Genomic DNA, 18,567 nt, shown 5'->3' with positions numbered 1-18,567 from the left:
TGGGTCATCATGACGCCTGCTTCGGCCAGCCAGCGATTGATGGTCTTGAACAATTGACGGGCCAGTTGATGCTGCTCGAGCAGGTGGCGGAAATTCATGATGGTGGTGCGATCCGGCAGGGCGCTATCCAGGGATAATCGGGCAAACAGGCGCATGGAGGCGATTTCGTACAGGGCATCTTCCATGGCACCGTCGCTCAGGTTGTACCAATGCTGCATGCAGTGAATACGCAGCATGGTCTCCAGCGGATAGGGCCGTCGGCCATTGCCCGCCTTGGGATAAAACGGCTCGATGACAGCGGTCATATTCTGCCATGGCAGAATCTGCTCCATGCGGGAGAGGAAAATCTCTTTTCGGGTCTGACGGCGCTTAGTGCTGAATTCACTATCGGCGAAGGTGAGTTGATGGCTCATGATGTCCCTCTGGGATGCGCTCCGGATGAATATGATGATCTCATATCAGGAACTTGTTCGCACCTTCCTTAACATGACGACTTACAACCGTACCGGATCAATATGCCAGATGTGGTCAGCATACTCCTGGATGGTCCTGTCAGAGGAGAAGTAGCCCATGTTGGCGATATTGAGCATCGCTTTGGCGGTCCACTCTTCCGGACGTCCGTACAGGTCGTCCACCTTGTCCTGACAATCGACATAGCTGCGGTAGTCCGCCAGTACCTGATAGTGATCGCCGAAGTTGATCAGCGAATCCACCAGATCACGATAACGCCCAGGCTCTTCCGGGCTGAACATGCCGCTGCCGATTTGGGTCAGCACCTGATGCAGTTCCTCATCTTTATCGTAATATTCACGCGGTTTATAGCCCTGCCTGCGCAGTTCTTCGACCTCTTCTGCCGTGTTACCAAAGATAAAGATGTTCTCTTCGCCAACGTGTTCCAGCATCTCCACGTTCGCCCCGTCCAGCGTACCAATAGTCAACGCGCCGTTGAGTGCGAACTTCATGTTGCTGGTGCCGGAGGCTTCGGTCCCCGCCAGCGAAATCTGCTCAGACAGATCTGCCGCCGGAATGATCAGCTGTGCCAGGCTCACGCTGTAGTTGGGGATAAACACCACTTTCAGCTTATCGCCAATCTGCGGATCGTTATTGATGACTTTCGCGACGTCATTAATCAGGTGAATGATGTGCTTCGCCATGTAATAGGCCGATGCGGCCTTACCGGCAAAAATATTCACCCGCGGCACCCACTGCGCATCAGGATTAGCCTTGATTCGGTTGTAGCGCGTAATCACGTGCAGCACATTCATTAACTGACGCTTGTACTCATGAATGCGCTTGATCTGGACATCAAACAGCGATTTCGGATTCACCACCACGTTGAGTTGCTGCGCAATGTAGTTTGCCAGCCGCTTTTTGTTTTCCAGCTTCGCCTGACGTACCGCATGATTGACCAGCGGGAAATCGCAGTGCTGTTCGAGTTCATGCAGTTGGCTCAGATCGGTACGCCATGTACGGCCAATGTTCTCGTCCAGAACGCCGGAAAGCGACGGGTTTGCCAACGCCAACCAGCGGCGCGGCGTCACACCATTTGTCACGTTGCAGAAACGGGTCGGGAAAATGGTCGCAAAATCAGCGAACAGCGACTGCACCATCAGGTTAGAGTGCAACTCGGAAACGCCATTCACCTTATGACTCACCACCACCGCCAGCCACGCCATACGTACGCGGCGACCGTTGGACTCGTCAATGATCGACGCGCGTCCCAGCAGACCGGTATCGTTCGGATACTGCTCCTGCAACGTTTTCAGGAAGTAGTCGTTAATTTCAAAGATGATCTGCAGATGGCGCGGCAGGATTTTGCCCAGCATATCCACCGGCCAGGTTTCCAGTGCTTCGCTCATCAGCGTGTGGTTGGTGTAGGAAAAAACCTGGCAGCACACTTCAAACGCGTCGTCCCAGGTGAACTGATGTTCGTCAATCAGCAGACGCATCAGCTCCGGGATCGACAGCACCGGGTGCGTGTCATTCAGGTGAATGGCAATCTTATCCGCGAGGTTGTCGTAGGTTTTGTGCAACTGATAGTGACGGCTCAGGATATCCTGCACCGTTGCCGAGACCAGGAAATACTCCTGACGCAGACGCAGTTCGCGTCCGGAATAGGTGGAGTCATCCGGATACAGTACGCGCGACACGTTCTCGGAGTGGTTTTTATCTTCCACGGCGGCGAAGTAATCGCCCTGGTTGAATTTACCGAGGTTAATTTCGCTACTGGCCTGCGCATTCCACAGACGCAGCGTGTTGGTGGCGTCAGTGTCATAACCGGGGATAATCTGGTCGTAGGCGACCGCGAGGATCTCTTCGGTTTCAAGCCAGCGTGTTTTCTTGCCTTCCTGCTGAATACGTCCGCCAAAGCGAACTTTGTACCGCGTGTTATGGCGTTTGAATTCCCACGGGTTACCATATTCCAGCCAGTAATCAGGAGACTCTTTCTGTCGCCCATCGACGATGTTCTGCTTGAACATCCCGTAGTCGTAGCGGATACCATAGCCACGCCCCGGCAGCCCTAAGGTTGCCAGCGAATCCAGGAAACAGGCAGCCAGCCGCCCGAGACCGCCGTTACCGAGACCCGGGTCGTTTTCTTCATCGATGAGTTCTTCAAGATCTAATCCCATCGCTTCCAGCGCGCCCTGGACATCGTCATAAATCCCCAACGATAACAGCGCATTGGAAAGGGTACGTCCAATCAGAAATTCCATCGACAGGTAATAAACCTGGCGGGTTTCCTGGGACAGTTGGGCTCGGTTAGAACGCAGCCAGCGCTCCACAAGACGATCGCGCACCGCAAACAGCGTCGCGTTCAGCCATTCATGCTTATTGGCAATAACCGGGTCTTTACCAATCGTGAACATCAGCTTGTAAGCGATAGAGTGCTTAAGCGCTTCTACGCTCAGCGTCGGCGATGCATAGGTAAATGGAGCATTCATAATGATGATTCCTGAATATCTATTTCAAGCGATAGTAAAGCTCGCGGTATGACTTCGCCGCGACTTGCCAGCTAAAATCCATCGCCATCGCTTGCCGTTGCACAAACCGCCAGAGCGAAGGTCGAGACCACAGCACGAAAGCGCGCCGGATAGCCCGTAGCAGGGACCAGGCGTTGCTGTCCTCAAACACAAACCCGCTGGCGATGCCATCGGCAAGGTTTTCCAGCGAGCTGTCGGACACCGTATCTGCCAGTCCACCGGTACGCCGTACCAGCGGCAACGTACCGTACTTCAGCCCGTAGAGTTGCGTTAAGCCGCACGGTTCAAAGCGGCTCGGTACCAGAATGACGTCCGCGCCGCCCATGATGCGGTGCGAAAACGCTTCGTGATAGCCAATCTGCACACCGACCTGACCGGGATATTCGGCAGCGGCGGCAAGGAAACCTTCCTGCAACACCGGATCGCCCGCCCCCAGCAGTGCGAGTTGTCCGCCCTGCTCCAGCAGGCCCGGCAACGCCTCCAGCACCAGGTCCAGCCCCTTCTGGCTGGTCAGGCGACTGACGACGGCAAACAGCGGAACCTTGTCATTGACCTTGAGTCCCATTGCTATCTGCAACTGGCGTTTGTTTTCCGCCTTCTCTTCCAGCGAATCCCGCGTATAGCGCGACGCCAGCAAGAGATCCGTCTCTGGACTCCAGATTTTCTCATCCACCCCGTTCAGAACGCCAGAAAGCCGCCCTTCACGATGGCGCTGTTGCAGCAACCCTTCCATACCGTAGGCAAACTGCGGCTCGGTGATCTCCCGCGCATAGGTCGGGCTGACCGCCGTGATGTGGTCGGCGTAGTACAGACCGGCCTTCAGGAATGAAATCTGACCGTTAAACTCCAGCCCATGCATGTTAAAGAACGACCATGGCAGTTGGATGTCATTCATATGCTGTGCATAAAACATGCCCTGATACGCCAGGTTGTGCACGGTAAACACCGATTTCGCCGGACGTCCGCGCGCGGCCAGATACGCAGGCGCCAGGCCAGCATGCCAGTCGTGCGCATGCACCACGTCCGGGCGCCAGAATGGATCAAGCCCACAGGCCATTTCACATCCTACCCATCCCAGCAGCGCAAAACGCAGTACGTTATCGGTGTAGGCAAACAGGTTCGTATCGTGATACGGACTCCCCGGACGATCGTAAAGATGCGGGGCATCAATCAGGTAAATCCCCACACCGTTGTAATGACCAAACAGCAGACTAATCCTGCCCGCGAATGTGTCGCGACGGCTGACTACTTGCGCATCCGTGATGCCCCGACGAATGTCGGGAAACGCGGGCAGCAAAACGCGGGCATCAACACCATCCGCGATTTGCGCCGCCGGCAACGCGCCAATCACATCGGCCAGACCACCTGTTTTCAACAGGGGAAACATCTCCGAACATACATGTAAAACCTGCATTCTCACTCCTGTTTGACCTGCAGTTTGCGCAGCATTTCGCGCGTCACCAGCACAATGCCTTCCTCGGAGCGGTAGAAGCGACGGGCATCTTCTTCCGCATTTTCGCCAATCACCATGCCTTCAGGGATAACGCAGGCACGATCGATAATGCAGCGACGCAGGCGGCATGAGCGTCCTACCCAGACTTCGGGTAGCAACACTGCCGAATCAATATTACAGAATGAATTCACCCGCACGCGCGGGAACAGAACGGACTGCACTACGACGGAACCGGAAATAATACAGCCGCCCGAAACCAGTGAGTTCAGCGTCATGCCGTGGCTTCCCGAGCGGTCCTGCACAAATTTCGCCGGCGGTAGCGATTCCATGTGGGTGCGAATCGGCCAGTTCTGATCGTACATATCCAGTTCCGGGGTCACGGATGCCAGATCGAGGTTTGCTTTCCAGTAGGCTTCCAGCGTTCCGACGTCACGCCAGTACGGCTCGGACTCAGGATCCGACTGAACGCAGGACAACGGGAAAGGATGTGCATAAGCCATGCCAGCTTTGGTGACTGTCGGAATAATATCTTTGCCGAAGTCATGGCTTGAACCTTCGTCGCTGTCATCCTTTTCCAGCAACTCATAAAGGTAATCAGCATCAAAAATGTAGATCCCCATGCTGGCGAGCGATTTCGTGGCATCGCCTGGCATGGCGGGTGGGTTCGCCGGTTTTTCCACGAACTCAATAATCTTATCGTTTTCATCGACCGCCATTACGCCGAACGCGCTGGCCTCTTCGATCGGCACCGGCATACAGGCTACGGTGCAGCGCGCGCCTTTCTCGACGTGGTCGATCAGCATGCGGGAGTAATCTTGCTTATAGATATGGTCACCCGCCAGGATCACCACATATTCCGCCTTATAGCGACGGATGATATCCAGGTTCTGCGTCACCGCATCCGCCGTGCCGCGATACCAGTTTTCGCCCTGCATTCTTTGTTGAGCAGGCAGCAAATCGACAAATTCATTCATCTCCTCGCTGAAGAACGACCAACCACGCTGAATATGCTGTACCAGAGTGTGAGATTGATATTGCGTGATGACGCCAATACGGCGGATCCCGGAGTTAAGACAGTTGGATAACGCAAAATCAATAATGCGAAACTTACCACCAAAGTGAACGGCCGGTTTTGCACGTTTGTTGGTTAAATCTTTCAGACGAGTGCCACGTCCGCCCGCCAGAATCAGGGCAACCGATTTCAACGGCAACTGGCGCGCCAACATTAAACGATCATTCTTCTCTAAACTCACCATGACTAACTCCTTTTTGATCATCTCTGGAACACACACAGTCCGTGCGCAGGTCCCGGCCAGACAGCCGTAATTACCGGATTATCCTCTCCGGCAAACGGGGGAACAGCGCGCCATTCCCCTTCAGGTAAAACAATTTCAGCAGTATCAAGCGCAGCATTGATGGCAATAAGAAAACGATCCGACAGCAGGATTTGCATCTGCATTGGCCCGTTTTGCCATTCATCCGCACTCAGTGGTTGCGCGTAGCGATTAAGCCAGCGCACGTTGCCATCACCCTCTTCCCACCAGTAGTCTCCCACCAGCGCCGGGATTTGCTGGCGCAGTTTGATTAATGCGGCGGTAAAATCGATTAATCCCCCGCTCGCCTGCGACCAGTCCAGCCAGGTCAACGCATTGTCCTGGCAATAGGCGTTGTTGTTGCCATGCTGACTGTGTCCGTGTTCATCACCGGCCAGTAACATGGGCGTTCCCTGAGAAAGTAAAAGCGTCGTCAGCAACGCATGAATGCTGTCGCGGCGACGTTCGACGACCTCCAGAGTGCCGCCTAATCCTTCTTTACCATGATTATTGCTATGGTTATTGTCGGTTCCGTCCCGATTTTCCTCTCCGTTTGCCTCATTGTGTTTCTGATTGAAACAAACGCAGTCTCTGAGCGTAAAACCGTCATGCGCGGTGACCAGATTGACGGAAGCGGAAGGTTTGCGTCCATCGCGCTTAAACACGTCGCTGGAGGCCGCAAAACGCCCGGCAAACTCGCCGAGCGACACATTGCGCTGTAGCCAGAAGCGGCGTGACGCATCGCGAAAATGATCGTTCCACTCCGCGAACGGCGCAGGGAAATTCCCCACCTGATACCCACCGGCCCCGATATCCCAGGGTTCAGCGATAAGCTTAACGCCGGACAGCACCGGGCACTGTTTGATGGCGGTAAACAATGGTGCATCCTGGCTAAACGCCGGCGTACGCCCCATCACCGATGCCAGATCAAAACGAAAACCATCGACATGGCAGGTTTCAACCCAGTAACGCAGGCATTCAAGGGCATACTCCACCACGCAAGGATGGCTGAGATTGAGCGTGTTACCGCAACCGGTCCAGTTGTGATAATCACCATCCTCTCTGATCCAATAATAGCTACGGTTGTCGATTCCGCGCAGGGAGATGAGCGGCCCGTCCCGATCCAGCTCAGCGCTGTGGTTGAGTACAATGTCGAGAATGACCTCAATGCCGGCTTTGTGCAGCGCCTTAACAGCATCGCGAAATTCATCCAGTGCCGTCTCTGGCGAGCAGGCATAGGCTGGATGCAGCGCAAACAGCGCGACGGGGTTGTAGCCCCAATAGTTCGACAACCCCAGCCGTTGTAAACGCGGTTCACTGGCGAAATGCGCCACGGGTAACAATTCCAGCGCGGTAATCCCCAAATGCTTCAGATAATCGATCATCACCGGATGACCAAGCGCGTGGTACGTGCCGCGAATCTCTGCCGGGATTTGCGGATGCAGGTAGGTTAAACCTTTGACATGTGCCTCATAGATGACGGTATTGCCCCACGGCGTGCGCGGCGGGGCATCGTCTTCCCAGTCATAGCGATCGACGGTCACCACGCACTTCGGCGCAATGGCGACGTTATCGCGATGATCCGGCTGGTCATAACCCGCATGCATCAGCGGGTCATCTTTCAGGTCGCCCTCTACGCGACGCGCGCAGGGATCAATCAGCAGTTTAGCCGGATTAAACCAGTGACCCTGCGCTGGCTGCCACGGCCCATGCACGCGGTAGCCATAACGCAGACCGGGACGGGCGTCGGCCAGATAGCCGTGCCAGACATCTCCGGTGCGCGCTGGCAGGTCGTAGCGCTGCTCATTGCCCGACGCGTCAAACACACACAGCTCAACGCGCTCGGCATGGGCGGAAAAGAGCGTGAAATTCACGCCATGTCCGTCATACGTTGCGCCATGCGGTGTGGCGTTACCGGCAACCAGTTGCGTCATTCCGCCTCCCGAACCAGCCAGATTGTCGACAGCGGCGGCAGCGTCAGACTCAGGGATTGCGGGCGTCCGTGGCTGGAAATCTCATCGGTATGGACCGCCCCGCCGTTCCCGGCATTGCTGCCGTGGTAGTGCATCGAGTCAGTATTGAGAATTTCGCGCCATTTACCCGGCTGATTGACGCCAAAGCGGTAATCGTGACGCGGCACCGGCGTGAAGTTGCTGGCGACGATAATTTCGTTCCCGACCTTATCGCGACGGACAAAAATCAGTACTGAACGTTCTTTATCATCGACAACCAGCCATTCGAAGCCGTAAGGGTCAAAGTCGAGCTCATGTAACGCTTTGTGGTGACGATAGGTCAGGTTGAGGTCGCGCACCAGACGCTGCACACCGTGGTGCCAGTTGTCGCCGCCTTCCAGCAAATGCCAGTCAAGGCTAGCGTCATGGTTCCACTCGCGCCCCTGAGCGAATTCGTTGCCCATAAACAGCAGTTTTTTACCCGGGAAGGCCCACATCCAGCCATAGTAAGCGCGCAGGTTGGCAAATTTCTGCCACGCGTCGCCCGGCATGCGGTCGAGAATCGATTTCTTACCGTGGACCACTTCGTCATGCGACAACGGCAGAACGAAGTTTTCGGTATAGTTGTAGAGCATGCCGAAGGTCAGCTTATCGTGATGATATTGACGATAAACCGGATCCAGCTTCATGTAATCGAGGGTGTCGTGCATCCAGCCAAGGTTCCACTTGTACCAGAAACCCAGACCGCCCATATCCTGCGGTCGGGAGACGCCCGCGAAATCCGTCGACTCTTCCGCCATGCTCACCGCCCCCGGCACCTGCTCACCGAGAATGCGGTTGGTATTGCGTAAAAACTCAATCGCTTCCAGGTTTTCGCGGCCGCCGAATTCATTCGGGATCCACTCGCCCTCTTTGCGACTGTAATCGCGATAAATCATCGACGCCACGGCATCCACGCGCAGGGCGTCAATACCAAAGCGTTCAATCCAGTACAGGGCGTTGCCTACCAGATAGTTACTGACTTCACGACGACCGTAGTTGTAGATCAGCGTGTTCCAGTCCTGGTGATACCCTTCGCGCGGGTCGCTATGCTCGTACAGTTTGGTGCCATCGAACTCCGCGAGAGCAAAATCATCCGACGGAAAGTGGCCCGGCACCCAGTCAAGGATGACGTTCAAGCCCGCCTGATGCGCGGCGTTCACGAAATAACGGAAATCATCGCGCGTGCCAAAACGACGCGTTGGCGCATAAAGTCCCGTTGGCTGATAACCCCAACTGCCGTCAAACGGATGCTCATTCACCGGCAGCAGTTCGAGATGGGTAAAGCCCATCCATTTCACGTACGGGATGAGCTGGTCAGCCAGCTCGCGATAGCTCAGCCAGAAGTTGTTGTCGGTATGGCGACGCCACGAGCCCAGATGGACTTCATAAATGGAGATTGGCGCGTCAAACTGGTTCGCTTTTTTGCGCGCCTCGGTCTGTTCCACTTTTTCGGGCAGACCGCAAATGAGCGAGGCCGTTTCCGGACGCATCTGTGCTTCAAAGGCGTAAGGGTCGGCTTTCACCCGCAGATTACCGTTGGCGTCGATCATCTCATATTTGTAGAGCTGACCATGCTGTGCGCCGGGGATAAACAGTTCCCAGATGCCGCTTTCTTTGCGCAGACGCATCGGGTGACGGCGACCATCCCAGAAGTTAAATTGTCCGACTACGGAAACGCGGCGCGCATTCGGCGCCCAGACGGAGAAACGGGTACCCGTGACGCCATCCATGGTGTCCGCATGCGCCCCCAGCGTTTCATACGGACGCAAATGGGTGCCTTCCGACAGCAGCCAGGCATCAATATCCTGAATAAGAGGACCAAAACGGTAGGGATCATCAATCAGATTTTGCTGGCCGTGCCAGACAACAGCGAGCTGGTAACGAAAAGGATTTTTACGGCGAGGTAATACACCGCTGAAAAAACCGCGTGAGTCGAGGCAGTCCAGTTTGCCGACTTTGCGCCCGGTTTTAGGTTCGATCACCCACACTTCAGTGGCGTCAGGTAAAAGCGCGCGGACTTCGAGTCCGGCTGAGGTCTGGTGCATACCGAGTACGGAAAAAGGATCCGCAAAATGGCCTGCGATTAGCGCATTAATCACGTCTCTATCGATACGATCGGACATGGTTTTCATCCTGTTTTTTGGTGTCACTCCTCCAACTGATTTTCGACATCAGTCAGCGACACTTTTTTTGACCTGAACGGTGCAGCACAATTGTGCATCCTCTCTGCCCCGTCCTACCTTCAGGTAAAGCCCTGATACTGAGATCAGGACACCCTTAAAGAATAGCCAACACTTTCATTAACTCCTGCATAAAGACTATACATTTGCGTTTACTCCTTTTTTACGCATAAAAAGGGGTGACTCAGCACCCCTTGTAAACCAACGCGATTACGCCAGATGGCGCAACATACGTCGCAACGGCTCTGCAGCCCCCCAGAGCAACTGGTCGCCTACCGTAAAGGCTGACAGGAACTCCGGTCCCATGTTCAGCTTACGCAGACGGCCAACTGGCGTGGTCAACGTGCCGGTAACGGCCGCTGGGGTTAACTCGCGCATGGTGATATCCCGATCGTTTGGCACCACTTTCGCCCACGGATTGTGAGCCGCCAGCAGTTCTTCCACGGTCGGAATGGAAACGTCTTTTTTCAGTTTGATAGTGAACGCCTGGCTGTGGCAACGCAGCGCGCCAACGCGCACGCACAGGCCATCGACCGGAATGACGGATGAGGTATCAAGGATTTTGTTAGTTTCCGCCTGGCCTTTCCACTCTTCGCGACTCTGGCCGTTATCAAGCTGTTTGTCGATCCACGGAATCAGGCTACCTGCCAGCGGGACGCCAAAGTTATCTACCGGCAGTTCGCCGCTACGAGTCAGTTGGGTAACTTTGCGTTCGATATCGAGAATAGCGGAGGAAGGCGTTGCCAGTTCATCAGCGACGTAGTTATGCAACTGGCCCATCTGGTTGAGCAATTCGCGCATATGACGCGCGCCGCCGCCGGAGGCCGCCTGGTAGGTCGCGACCGACACCCAGTCCACCAGGTCATGGGCAAACAGACCGCCCAACGACATCAGCATCAGGCTAACGGTACAGTTACCGCCGACGAAGGTTTTAATCCCGTTGTTCAGGCCCCGGGTGATGACATCCTGGTTAACCGGGTCGAGGATAATGATAGCGTCATCTTTCATGCGCAGCGAAGAGGCCGCGTCAATCCAGTAACCCTGCCATCCGCTTTCACGAAGCTTTGGATAGATTTCGTTGGTATAATCGCCGCCCTGACAGGTCACAATGATATCGAGCGCTTTCAGCGCGTCCAGATCGAAAGCGTCCTGAAGTGTGCCGGTCGAGGTACCGCCGAACGTCGGCGCGGCCTGCCCAAGCTGGGAAGTTGAAAAGAAAACAGGGCGAATGGCGTCGAAGTCGCGCTCTTCAACCATGCGTTGCATGAGAACAGAGCCGACCATACCGCGCCAGCCGATAAAACCAACATTTTTCATAGCGTTTTTTCCTGCAAAGATGTGTGCTGTGTATGCTGACCAGTGTCCTACTGGCTCATCCTTCACCATACAAAAAGCAGCCAAAGTCGCAAGTGAATTTAATCAATGATAGCGATGCCATCAGAAATGCGACTTATCCCGCTGCTTAAGCGAGCAGAAAGTCCGAGGCAATTATCAGGGAATTTGAGTTATGAATGAAATCATTTCTGCAGCCGTTTTATTGATCCTGATTATGGATCCGCTCGGTAATTTGCCCATTTTCATGTCCGTACTGAAACATACCGAACCGAAGCGGCGTCGGGCAATCATGGTGCGCGAGCTGTTCATTGCGCTGTTACTGATGCTGATTTTCCTTTTCGCGGGCGAGAAAATTCTCGCATTCCTGAATTTGCGAGCCGAAACGGTTTCAATATCCGGGGGCATTATTCTGTTCCTGATTGCCATCAAGATGATCTTCCCCAGTGCCACCGGAAACAGCGCAGGCCTTCCGGCAGGCGAAGAGCCCTTTATTGTCCCGCTGGCGATCCCGTTAGTTGCCGGCCCAACGATTCTGGCCACGTTGATGTTGTTATCGCATCAGTATCCTAATCAAATGGGGCATCTGGTGATTGCCTTGCTGCTGGCCTGGGGCGGTACGTTTGTGATTCTGCTGCAGTCGTCGCTGTTTCTGCGTCTGCTGGGTGAGAAAGGGGTAAATGCGCTGGAACGCCTGATGGGATTGATTCTGGTGATGATGGCGACCCAGATGTTCCTGGACGGCATCCGGATGTGGATGAAGGGATAAAACAATAGGGCCGGGCGATTGCCCGGCCTACCTTTTTTCAACTGAGCAGTGAAAACGCCACCATACCCACAATCGCACCCACGGTGCCGAGGATGGTTTCCATCATTGTCCAGGTCTTCAGCGTTTGTGCTTCTGTCGCACCGGTGAATTTCCCGAACAGCCAGAAACCGGCATCGTTCACGTGGCTGACGACGATCGACCCCCCCGCGATACAGATAGACAGTGCCGCCATCTGCGCCCCGGAGAAATTCAGTTGTTCAATTACTGGCATCACCAGTCCCACCGCCGTTAAGCAGGCTACGGTCGCGGAGCCCTGAATGATACGCACCGCTGCCGCCAGCACGAAGCAGGTAATGGCAATCGGCAAGCCCATCCCGGTCAGCGCTTCACCCAGCGCCGGCCCCACGCCAGAATCCACCAGCACCTGCTTGAAGACACCGCCAGCACCAATCACCAACAGGATGATACCCGCCGGTTGCAGCGCGTGACCGCAAATCTCCATGACCTTATCTTTCGGCATCCCCTGACGCATCGCCAGGCCGTAAATCGCCACCAGACAAGCCACCAGAATCGCGGTGAACGGGTGACCGACAAATTCAAACCACTGGTAAGCCGTAGAACCGACCGGCACAAAACGTGCGGCGATGGTTTTCAGTCCCACCAGCACCAGCGGCAACAAGATCAGCGACAGACTGAAGCCAAAGGACGGCATTTTGCCCTCGCCCAGATGCGGTTCGGTAATATCGTCTGGAATATTCAGCTCAACGTAGCGGCTGATAAAGTTGCCCCACAGCGGCCCGGCGATAATCATCCCTGGAATGGCGGCACACAGACCAATCAGAATCATCCAGCCAAAGTCGGCGTGCATCTGAGAAGCGAGCAGCATCGGCGCAGGCCCCGGCAGCAGAAATGCGGCGGCCGCCGCCACGCCCGCAAACAGCGGGATCACCAGCTTCACCAGGTTTGTACCGGTATGACGCGCCATCGAGAACGCGACGCTTATCAGCAGAACAATGGCCACTTCAAAGAACAGCGGCAGCGCGCAAATCAGTCCCGCCAGCCCAATCGCATAATGCGCGCGACTGTGGCCGAAGGATTTCAGCATTTTGACCGCAATCTGATCAACTGCGCCCGTTTCATGCAAAATCTTGCCAAACATAGCCCCCAGAGCGACCACAATCGCCAGGAAGCCCAGCGTACCTCCCATCCCTTTTTCCATTGTCGCCGCGATTTTATCGAGCGGCATACCGGAAAAGAGACCTGCACCAATAGACACCACCATCAAAGCAACGAAGGCGTGCATACGCGCCTTCATCACTAAAAACAACAGCAGCAGAACGGAGCCTACTGCTGTTAAAACAAGCGTTAATGTACTCAAAACTTACTGCCTTTTATTAATGACCTCGATGGTGCTGGCAACAACACCTTCCAGTGGCTGATCGATATCCACCACCAGTACGTCGCTTTCGTCTGCACCCGGTTCTTGCAGGGTTTCAAACTGCGTCACCAGCATCTGGGTTTTGAAGAAATGGCCTTTACGCGCCTTCAGACGGCTTTCGATCACGTCGAAATCGCCTTTCAGGTAGATGAAAGAAAGGTTCGGGTTACCGTCACGCAGCAGATCACGGTAATGTTTTTTCAGTGCGGAACAGACGATCAGCGAAACCTTATTGGTACGCTGCATCGCAAACGCGGCGTCATTCAGCGCCTGCAACCACGGCTTACGGTCGTCATCATTGAGCGGCTCACCGGAGGCCATTTTCTCAATGTTGCGACGCGGATGGAGAAAATCGCCATCAAGAAACGCGGCATGCAGTTGATGCGCCACTTCGCTGGCGACAGCGGATTTACCGCTGCCCGATACGCCCATCAGAACGTAAATGTGGTGATCATGATTAGTCGTGCTCAAAGTGGTGCCCCCACAGTACAAGGATCAGGAATTGTTACGGGTAACTGTTATCGGTAACATTGTCCAACCTGACTAAAACAGAAGCAATATCCAAACGTGCGAGAAGTGAATAAGTGTGAGCTACTTCAAATTTGTCGGGTTAAATAGATCCACCCGGTGACAAGGTGAAACCTAAATCTAACATTTTTGGCGTGACGCTCTCCCCACGAATACGCGCCAGTAGACGCTCTGCGCCAATGCTGCCCATACGCTCACGCGGCGTCAGCACGCTGGCCAGACGCGGTTCCATCACCTGACCGATATCATGGCCGTGAAAACCAGCGATCGCCATGTCATCCGGGATCCTCAACCCTAAACGCTGGCATTCAAAGGCCGCGCCCACCGCCAGGTCATCGTTAGTACAGAAGATACCGTCCAGTTGCGGGTATTCACGACGCGCCTGACGGATAAGCTCAATCCCCGAAGAGTAAGAAGAAGACTGCTCCACCATCACACTGTAGGGCAACAGACCGGCATCCAGCATCGCCTGTTCGTAACCCTTCTGTTTGATGATAGTACGTTCGTCAAGACGTGCCCCCAGATAGGCGATATGACGATGCCCGCGTGCAATAATCGCGGCGGTCATTTGACGCGCGGCTTCAAAGTTGTCAAAACCGACGGCGATATCAAGGCAGGGCGACTGACTGTCCATCAGTTCAACCACCGGAATCCCCGCCACTTCGATCATTTTCAACGTGCGCGGCGTGTGGGTACGTTCAGTCAGGATCAGACCATCGATGTTCCAGGAGAGCATCGACTCCAGACGTTCCTGTTCCATCTCCGGCTTATAACCGTAGTGCGCCAGCATGGTTTGATAACCATGCGCATCCGTCACGGTCTCAATACCGCGTAAAACTTCGGCAAAAACCTGGTTGGTTAACGACGGCAGCAGTACGCCAATGGCCCGACTAGTGGCGTTGGAGAGGATATCAGGTGCGCGATTGGGAATATAACCCAGTTCATCAAGTGCAGCAGCGATCTTGCCCCGCAATGCAACGGAGACTTGCTCCGGATTACGCAAAAAACGGCTGACCGTCATTTTGGTCACACCAACACGATCAGCTACATCCTGAAGTACGGGTCTTTTCTTCTTCATCGTCCTGAGAAATCGTAAGTGAGAGATTTGCTCAGTTTATCACGGACAAAGCACAACCTTCCCCGTTTAAAGGGAAGGTTGCGTAATTATTTATACAGGCGGCAGATCAAACAGCAGGATTTCACTATCGCTGTCAGCATGAATTGACAGCGCCTGCTCATCCCAAATCGCCAGACCGTCGCTGGTGGTGGCTTTCGTGCCGTTAATGCTCACCTCGCCTTTTACCACCTGGATCCAGACGCGACGTTCAGCAGCAATCTGGTGTACTGACTGCTCACCTTTCACCAGCGCCCAGCGATACAGTTCCATATCCTGGTACACTTTCAACGAGCCGTCGCGAGCGTCCGGTGACAACACCAGTTGTTTACCCTGTGTGGCGTCGAAGCGGCGCTGCTCGTAACGCGGCGTGATGCCGGTTTTTTCCGGAATGATCCAGATCTGATACAGACGCAGACGATCCGTTTTGCTCGGGTTGTACTCAGAGTGCCGGATCCCGGTCCCCGCGCTCATAATCTGGAATTCACCTGCCGGCACCTGCTCTTTATTGCCCATGCTGTCCTGGTGTTCTACTGCGCCTTCCAGCACGTAGGTCAGAATTTCCATGTCTTTATGCGGGTGGGTACCGAAACCCTGACCGGCGTCAATCACGTCGTCGTTAATCACGCGCAGTGCCGAGAAGCCCATAAAGTTGGGATCGTAGTAGTCAGCAAAAGAGAAGGTATGCCAGGAATCCAGCCAGCCATGATTCGCGTGGCCACGGTCGTTTGCTTTGCGTAAGTAGATCATTGTGTTCACCCCCAGATGTTTTCGATGGAGTAAGTGTGGACCGAATCCATCATCAATCATAGAGGGTGAAAATTGACTCCTCTGTTCAAAAATTATGAACAAGTACAGAGGAGTCAGTCTGGCTTATCGGGCAAGGGTAATCGTGGCCGGTGAAGCCTGTTCGAACGCCCGTTCGAGGAGTTCAAGGTTGGTCAGAACGTCAGATTCCTTGACGTAATTTGGCGCGCCCGTGGTGAGAGTGTCATACAGCGCATCATAGACACGCCCGTAGTCGCCCGTTTCCGGTTTGATCCCTTCTTTCACCGTCACCCCTTCGTCGTTAACGTACTCCAGCACGCCAACGGAATCGTCTGCCGCAAAGCCTGGCTCACCCGGCATGATGTTGGCCTTCAGGCTGGTTTCCTGCTGGTCAATACCGTATTTGATAAACGACCCCTTGGTGCCATGCACGATAAACTTCGGATAGTCGATTTTCACCAGATGGCTGGTTTTGACGATGGCCTTTACATCGCCGTAAAACAGTTGCGCTTCAAAGGTGTCGTCCGGATTGGCCTTATTGCGCAGGCTGCGGATATCGTACGCCACGTGGTCCGGACGACCGAACAGCGAGATAACCTGATCCATCGTGTGTACGCCCAGGCCATAAAACGCGCCATCCTGCGGTAAACCAGGTTGGGTCTCCGCGACCGGGCGGTAGTAATCAAAGTGGCTTTCCAGTTCCACAATCTTACCCAGCTTACCGCTTTCAATCGCCTTTTTGGCGGTCAGGAAACAGGAGTCAAAGCGACGGTTTTGATACGGCGTCACCGTCAACCCTTTGCTCTGTGCCAGTTCAAACAGCACCTTCGCTTCAATCATTGTCGGGGTGAAGGGTTTCTCAACCAGCACGTTCTTCCCGGCCTCCAGCGCCCGTTTCGCGTAGTCAAAGTGGCTGTCGGCGTGAGTACAGATGATAACCAGCTTGACCTGCGGATCATCGAAAATTTCATTGAGATCGCTGGTGAAGTGGATGTGTGAGTAAATCGGCGCCTGCTCTTCCGGCTTCGCACGACGGCGAAAGATATGGGCCACATGCCAGGTATCTTTACGGTGAAGGACATACGGGAGATGGTAGCGAGTCGCACTCTTGCCGAACCCGATAAATGCGCAATGTAACGTCATGGTGGAGTCCTTTTTGGAAAAAATGATGCATACACCATAGCGCAAAGCACAGAGAGACTAAATGCGGAACCTCTCCTGAGGACGCGCTGGCGCACCTGGAAACGGATTGCTCGCGCCTCGGGCGTGAGTGGCGCAGGCAGATTATTCACGGCCTGCGCACAGCAGCCGGAGCGTACTTAATGTACTATAAGGGCTTCCCCGGCATGTCAACGCCGGTGTTTACGGTTTCTGTCTGCACTATAGTAAAAAAATAAAGGGGAGAGACTGCGGTACTATAAACGGTCATGATGAATCGTCATCGATTCGGACCCTGATGAAAGACGCTCGTGAGGCTCTAGTTCGTTAGTCGGGTACACTTGCCCTGTACAATAAGCAGATATACCTCACGGGGTCTAACCCTTTATCATCAACGAGTTGCAGATCAGATGGTCATACAGCTTTGTACTTTAGCTGGCTGAGTACAACCTGAAATCATCACCGTAATGCAATGATGCCCAGCACAGTCTTGCATTTTTGGCAGCGATGGCAACAACAGCGCGCCAGTATCCTCTGCGTTCGACCAGTGAGCAGACCCAACGACTGAATAAATCAGTCCTTTTCTCCGCCCCGATCAGTACCGAGCGGGCACCCTGAACCAGAAGTGTTCTCAGATACGAATCGCCAGCTTTCGTTATCCTGCCAAGCTTCGACTTTCCGCCGCTGCTGTACTGCGATGGTGTCAGTCCCAGCCAGGCTGCCAGCTGGCGCCCATTCTTAAAATCATGTGCATTACCGATACTGGCGACCAGCGCACAGGCCGTTGTGGGGCCAACGCCCTTCAATTCCATCAGCCGCTGACTGCGATGATCTGTTTTGGCCATGCGGGACAAAATTCGGTCATATTCAGCGATGTTATCTTCAATGCGAGCAACGTGCTCCAGCAAATCATCAACACATTGCTGAACCTGAAGTGGTAAAGAATTCTTCTGCTCAAAAACTATGTGGCGCAGGGCATCTGTACTTTGTGGGGCGATAACGCCGAATTCAGATATCAACCCCCGGAGACGATTATATGTTGCTGTTTTCTCTTCGATAAAACCCTGTCGGGTACGATGCAGACACTGCATTGCCTGCTGGCTCTTATCCTTAACCGGCACAAACCGCATATGTGGGCGACGAACCGCCTCGCAGATAGCCTGAGCATCAGCTGCATCATTTTTCCCTGATTTACCAGCGATGCGGTAAGGCGATACAAATTTAGCGGCCATCAGACGCGGCTCATGACCATACTGCCGAAACAGTCTTGCCCAGTAATGAGCCCCGGAGCACGCCTCCATCCCGATAACACAGGGCGGCAAACCAGCAATCAGCCCGGGAAGAGCTGCGCGGGTTACTCTGGATTTAACCAGAACGGTTTTGCCATTCTGGTCAACGCAATGAACAGCGAACACATTTTTAGCAAGATCGATACCGACAGTAGTAATGGTCATAACGAATCCCTCCGGGGTTGTGTTTACCCCATGATTGCACAAGAGTTAATCAGGCGCATAATCAGGGGAAGTCCCTTCCATTCGT

The 18,567-nt window shown here is 54.3% G+C and carries 13 protein-coding genes and 1 pseudogene; 1 reads left to right on the top strand and 13 read right to left on the bottom strand.

Going from position 1 to position 18,567, the window contains the following annotated elements:
• The 7 genes and pseudogenes from OGW13_RS01850 to asd all read right to left on the bottom strand — a co-directional run.
• A pseudogene (locus OGW13_RS01850) lies at window positions 1-413 on the bottom strand (IS5-like element ISKpn26 family transposase); the annotation flags it as partial.
• Window positions 414-494: 81 nt separating this feature from the next.
• Window positions 495-2,942 carry a glycogen phosphorylase gene (glgP, locus tag OGW13_RS01845; RefSeq protein ID WP_042998454.1) on the bottom strand — a complete coding sequence of 816 codons (2,448 nt, stop codon included), beginning with the start codon at window positions 2,940-2,942 and terminating at the stop codon, window positions 495-497.
• Between the two features lie 19 nt (window positions 2,943-2,961).
• On the bottom strand, window positions 2,962-4,395 hold the full coding sequence (gene glgA / locus OGW13_RS01840) for a glycogen synthase GlgA (RefSeq protein ID WP_042322968.1): 1,434 nt from the start codon (window positions 4,393-4,395) through the stop codon (window positions 2,962-2,964).
• A gap of 2 nt (window positions 4,396-4,397) precedes the next feature.
• Entirely contained in the window at window positions 4,398-5,690 is a 1,293-nt protein-coding gene (gene glgC / locus OGW13_RS01835; protein ID WP_042998455.1) for a glucose-1-phosphate adenylyltransferase, read from the bottom strand.
• Between the two features lie 17 nt (window positions 5,691-5,707).
• Window positions 5,708-7,681, bottom strand: coding sequence for a glycogen debranching protein GlgX (gene glgX, locus OGW13_RS01830; RefSeq protein ID WP_090050260.1), 1,974 nt, complete (start codon window positions 7,679-7,681; stop codon window positions 5,708-5,710).
• Entirely contained in the window at window positions 7,678-9,864 is a 2,187-nt protein-coding gene (gene glgB, locus OGW13_RS01825) for a 1,4-alpha-glucan branching enzyme (protein ID WP_287115521.1), read from the bottom strand. The genes glgX and glgB overlap by 4 nt, the downstream gene beginning before the upstream one ends.
• A gap of 267 nt (window positions 9,865-10,131) precedes the next feature.
• Window positions 10,132-11,238, bottom strand: coding sequence for an aspartate-semialdehyde dehydrogenase (gene asd, locus OGW13_RS01820; RefSeq protein ID WP_042998458.1), 1,107 nt, complete (start codon window positions 11,236-11,238; stop codon window positions 10,132-10,134).
• Window positions 11,239-11,428: 190 nt separating this feature from the next.
• Between asd and yhgN the strand changes: the two genes are divergently transcribed.
• Entirely contained in the window at window positions 11,429-12,022 is a 594-nt protein-coding gene (yhgN, locus tag OGW13_RS01815; protein WP_042998459.1) for an NAAT family transporter YhgN, read from the top strand.
• 37 nt (window positions 12,023-12,059) lie between these two features.
• Here yhgN and gntU read toward each other — a convergent pair whose 3' ends face one another.
• From gntU to OGW13_RS01785, 6 genes are all read right to left on the bottom strand, one after another.
• Window positions 12,060-13,400, bottom strand: coding sequence for a gluconate transporter (gntU, locus tag OGW13_RS01810; protein ID WP_042998460.1), 1,341 nt, complete (start codon window positions 13,398-13,400; stop codon window positions 12,060-12,062).
• Window positions 13,401-13,403: 3 nt separating this feature from the next.
• Window positions 13,404-13,931, bottom strand: coding sequence for a gluconokinase (gene gntK / locus OGW13_RS01805; protein ID WP_042998461.1), 528 nt, complete (start codon window positions 13,929-13,931; stop codon window positions 13,404-13,406).
• Window positions 13,932-14,070: 139 nt separating this feature from the next.
• The gene (gntR, locus tag OGW13_RS01800) at window positions 14,071-15,066 is read right to left on the bottom strand and encodes a gluconate operon transcriptional repressor GntR (protein ID WP_042998462.1); all 996 of its coding nucleotides are present in this window, start codon (window positions 15,064-15,066) and stop codon (window positions 14,071-14,073) included.
• Between the two features lie 90 nt (window positions 15,067-15,156).
• Window positions 15,157-15,852 (bottom strand): pirin family protein, encoded by a 696-nt coding sequence (locus OGW13_RS01795; protein ID WP_043001767.1) that lies wholly within the window; start codon window positions 15,850-15,852, stop codon window positions 15,157-15,159.
• Between the two features lie 123 nt (window positions 15,853-15,975).
• Window positions 15,976-17,013 (bottom strand): oxidoreductase, encoded by a 1,038-nt coding sequence (locus OGW13_RS01790; RefSeq protein ID WP_287115518.1) that lies wholly within the window; start codon window positions 17,011-17,013, stop codon window positions 15,976-15,978.
• A 446-nt stretch (window positions 17,014-17,459) separates the two neighbouring features.
• The gene (locus OGW13_RS01785) at window positions 17,460-18,482 is read right to left on the bottom strand and encodes an IS110 family RNA-guided transposase (protein WP_061548413.1); all 1,023 of its coding nucleotides are present in this window, start codon (window positions 18,480-18,482) and stop codon (window positions 17,460-17,462) included.
• Window positions 18,483-18,567: the final 85 nt, after the last annotated feature.

It is taken from the genome of Citrobacter sp. Ca225 (assembly GCF_030337175.1).
Lineage (GTDB): Bacteria > Pseudomonadota > Gammaproteobacteria > Enterobacterales > Enterobacteriaceae > Citrobacter_A > Citrobacter_A amalonaticus.
This window is presented reverse-complemented; position numbering and strand designations above follow the sequence as displayed.

Coding starts and splice junctions, on each gene's coding strand:
- asd (WP_042998458.1), bottom strand. CDS start 11,238: ATGAAAAATGTTGGTTTTATCGGCTGGCGCGGTATGGTCGGCTCTGTT.
- glgB (WP_287115521.1), bottom strand. CDS start 9,864: ATGTCCGATCGTATCGATAGAGACGTGATTAATGCGCTAATCGCAGGC.
- OGW13_RS01795 (WP_043001767.1), bottom strand. CDS start 15,852: ATGATCTACTTACGCAAAGCAAACGACCGTGGCCACGCGAATCATGGC.
- OGW13_RS01790 (WP_287115518.1), bottom strand. CDS start 17,013: ATGACGTTACATTGCGCATTTATCGGGTTCGGCAAGAGTGCGACTCGC.
- glgP (WP_042998454.1), bottom strand. CDS start 2,942: ATGAATGCTCCATTTACCTATGCATCGCCGACGCTGAGCGTAGAAGCG.
- yhgN (WP_042998459.1), top strand. CDS start 11,429: ATGAATGAAATCATTTCTGCAGCCGTTTTATTGATCCTGATTATGGAT.
- glgA (WP_042322968.1), bottom strand. CDS start 4,395: ATGCAGGTTTTACATGTATGTTCGGAGATGTTTCCCCTGTTGAAAACA.
- glgX (WP_090050260.1), bottom strand. CDS start 7,681: ATGACGCAACTGGTTGCCGGTAACGCCACACCGCATGGCGCAACGTAT.
- glgC (WP_042998455.1), bottom strand. CDS start 5,690: ATGGTGAGTTTAGAGAAGAATGATCGTTTAATGTTGGCGCGCCAGTTG.
- gntR (WP_042998462.1), bottom strand. CDS start 15,066: ATGAAGAAGAAAAGACCCGTACTTCAGGATGTAGCTGATCGTGTTGGT.
- OGW13_RS01785 (WP_061548413.1), bottom strand. CDS start 18,482: ATGACCATTACTACTGTCGGTATCGATCTTGCTAAAAATGTGTTCGCT.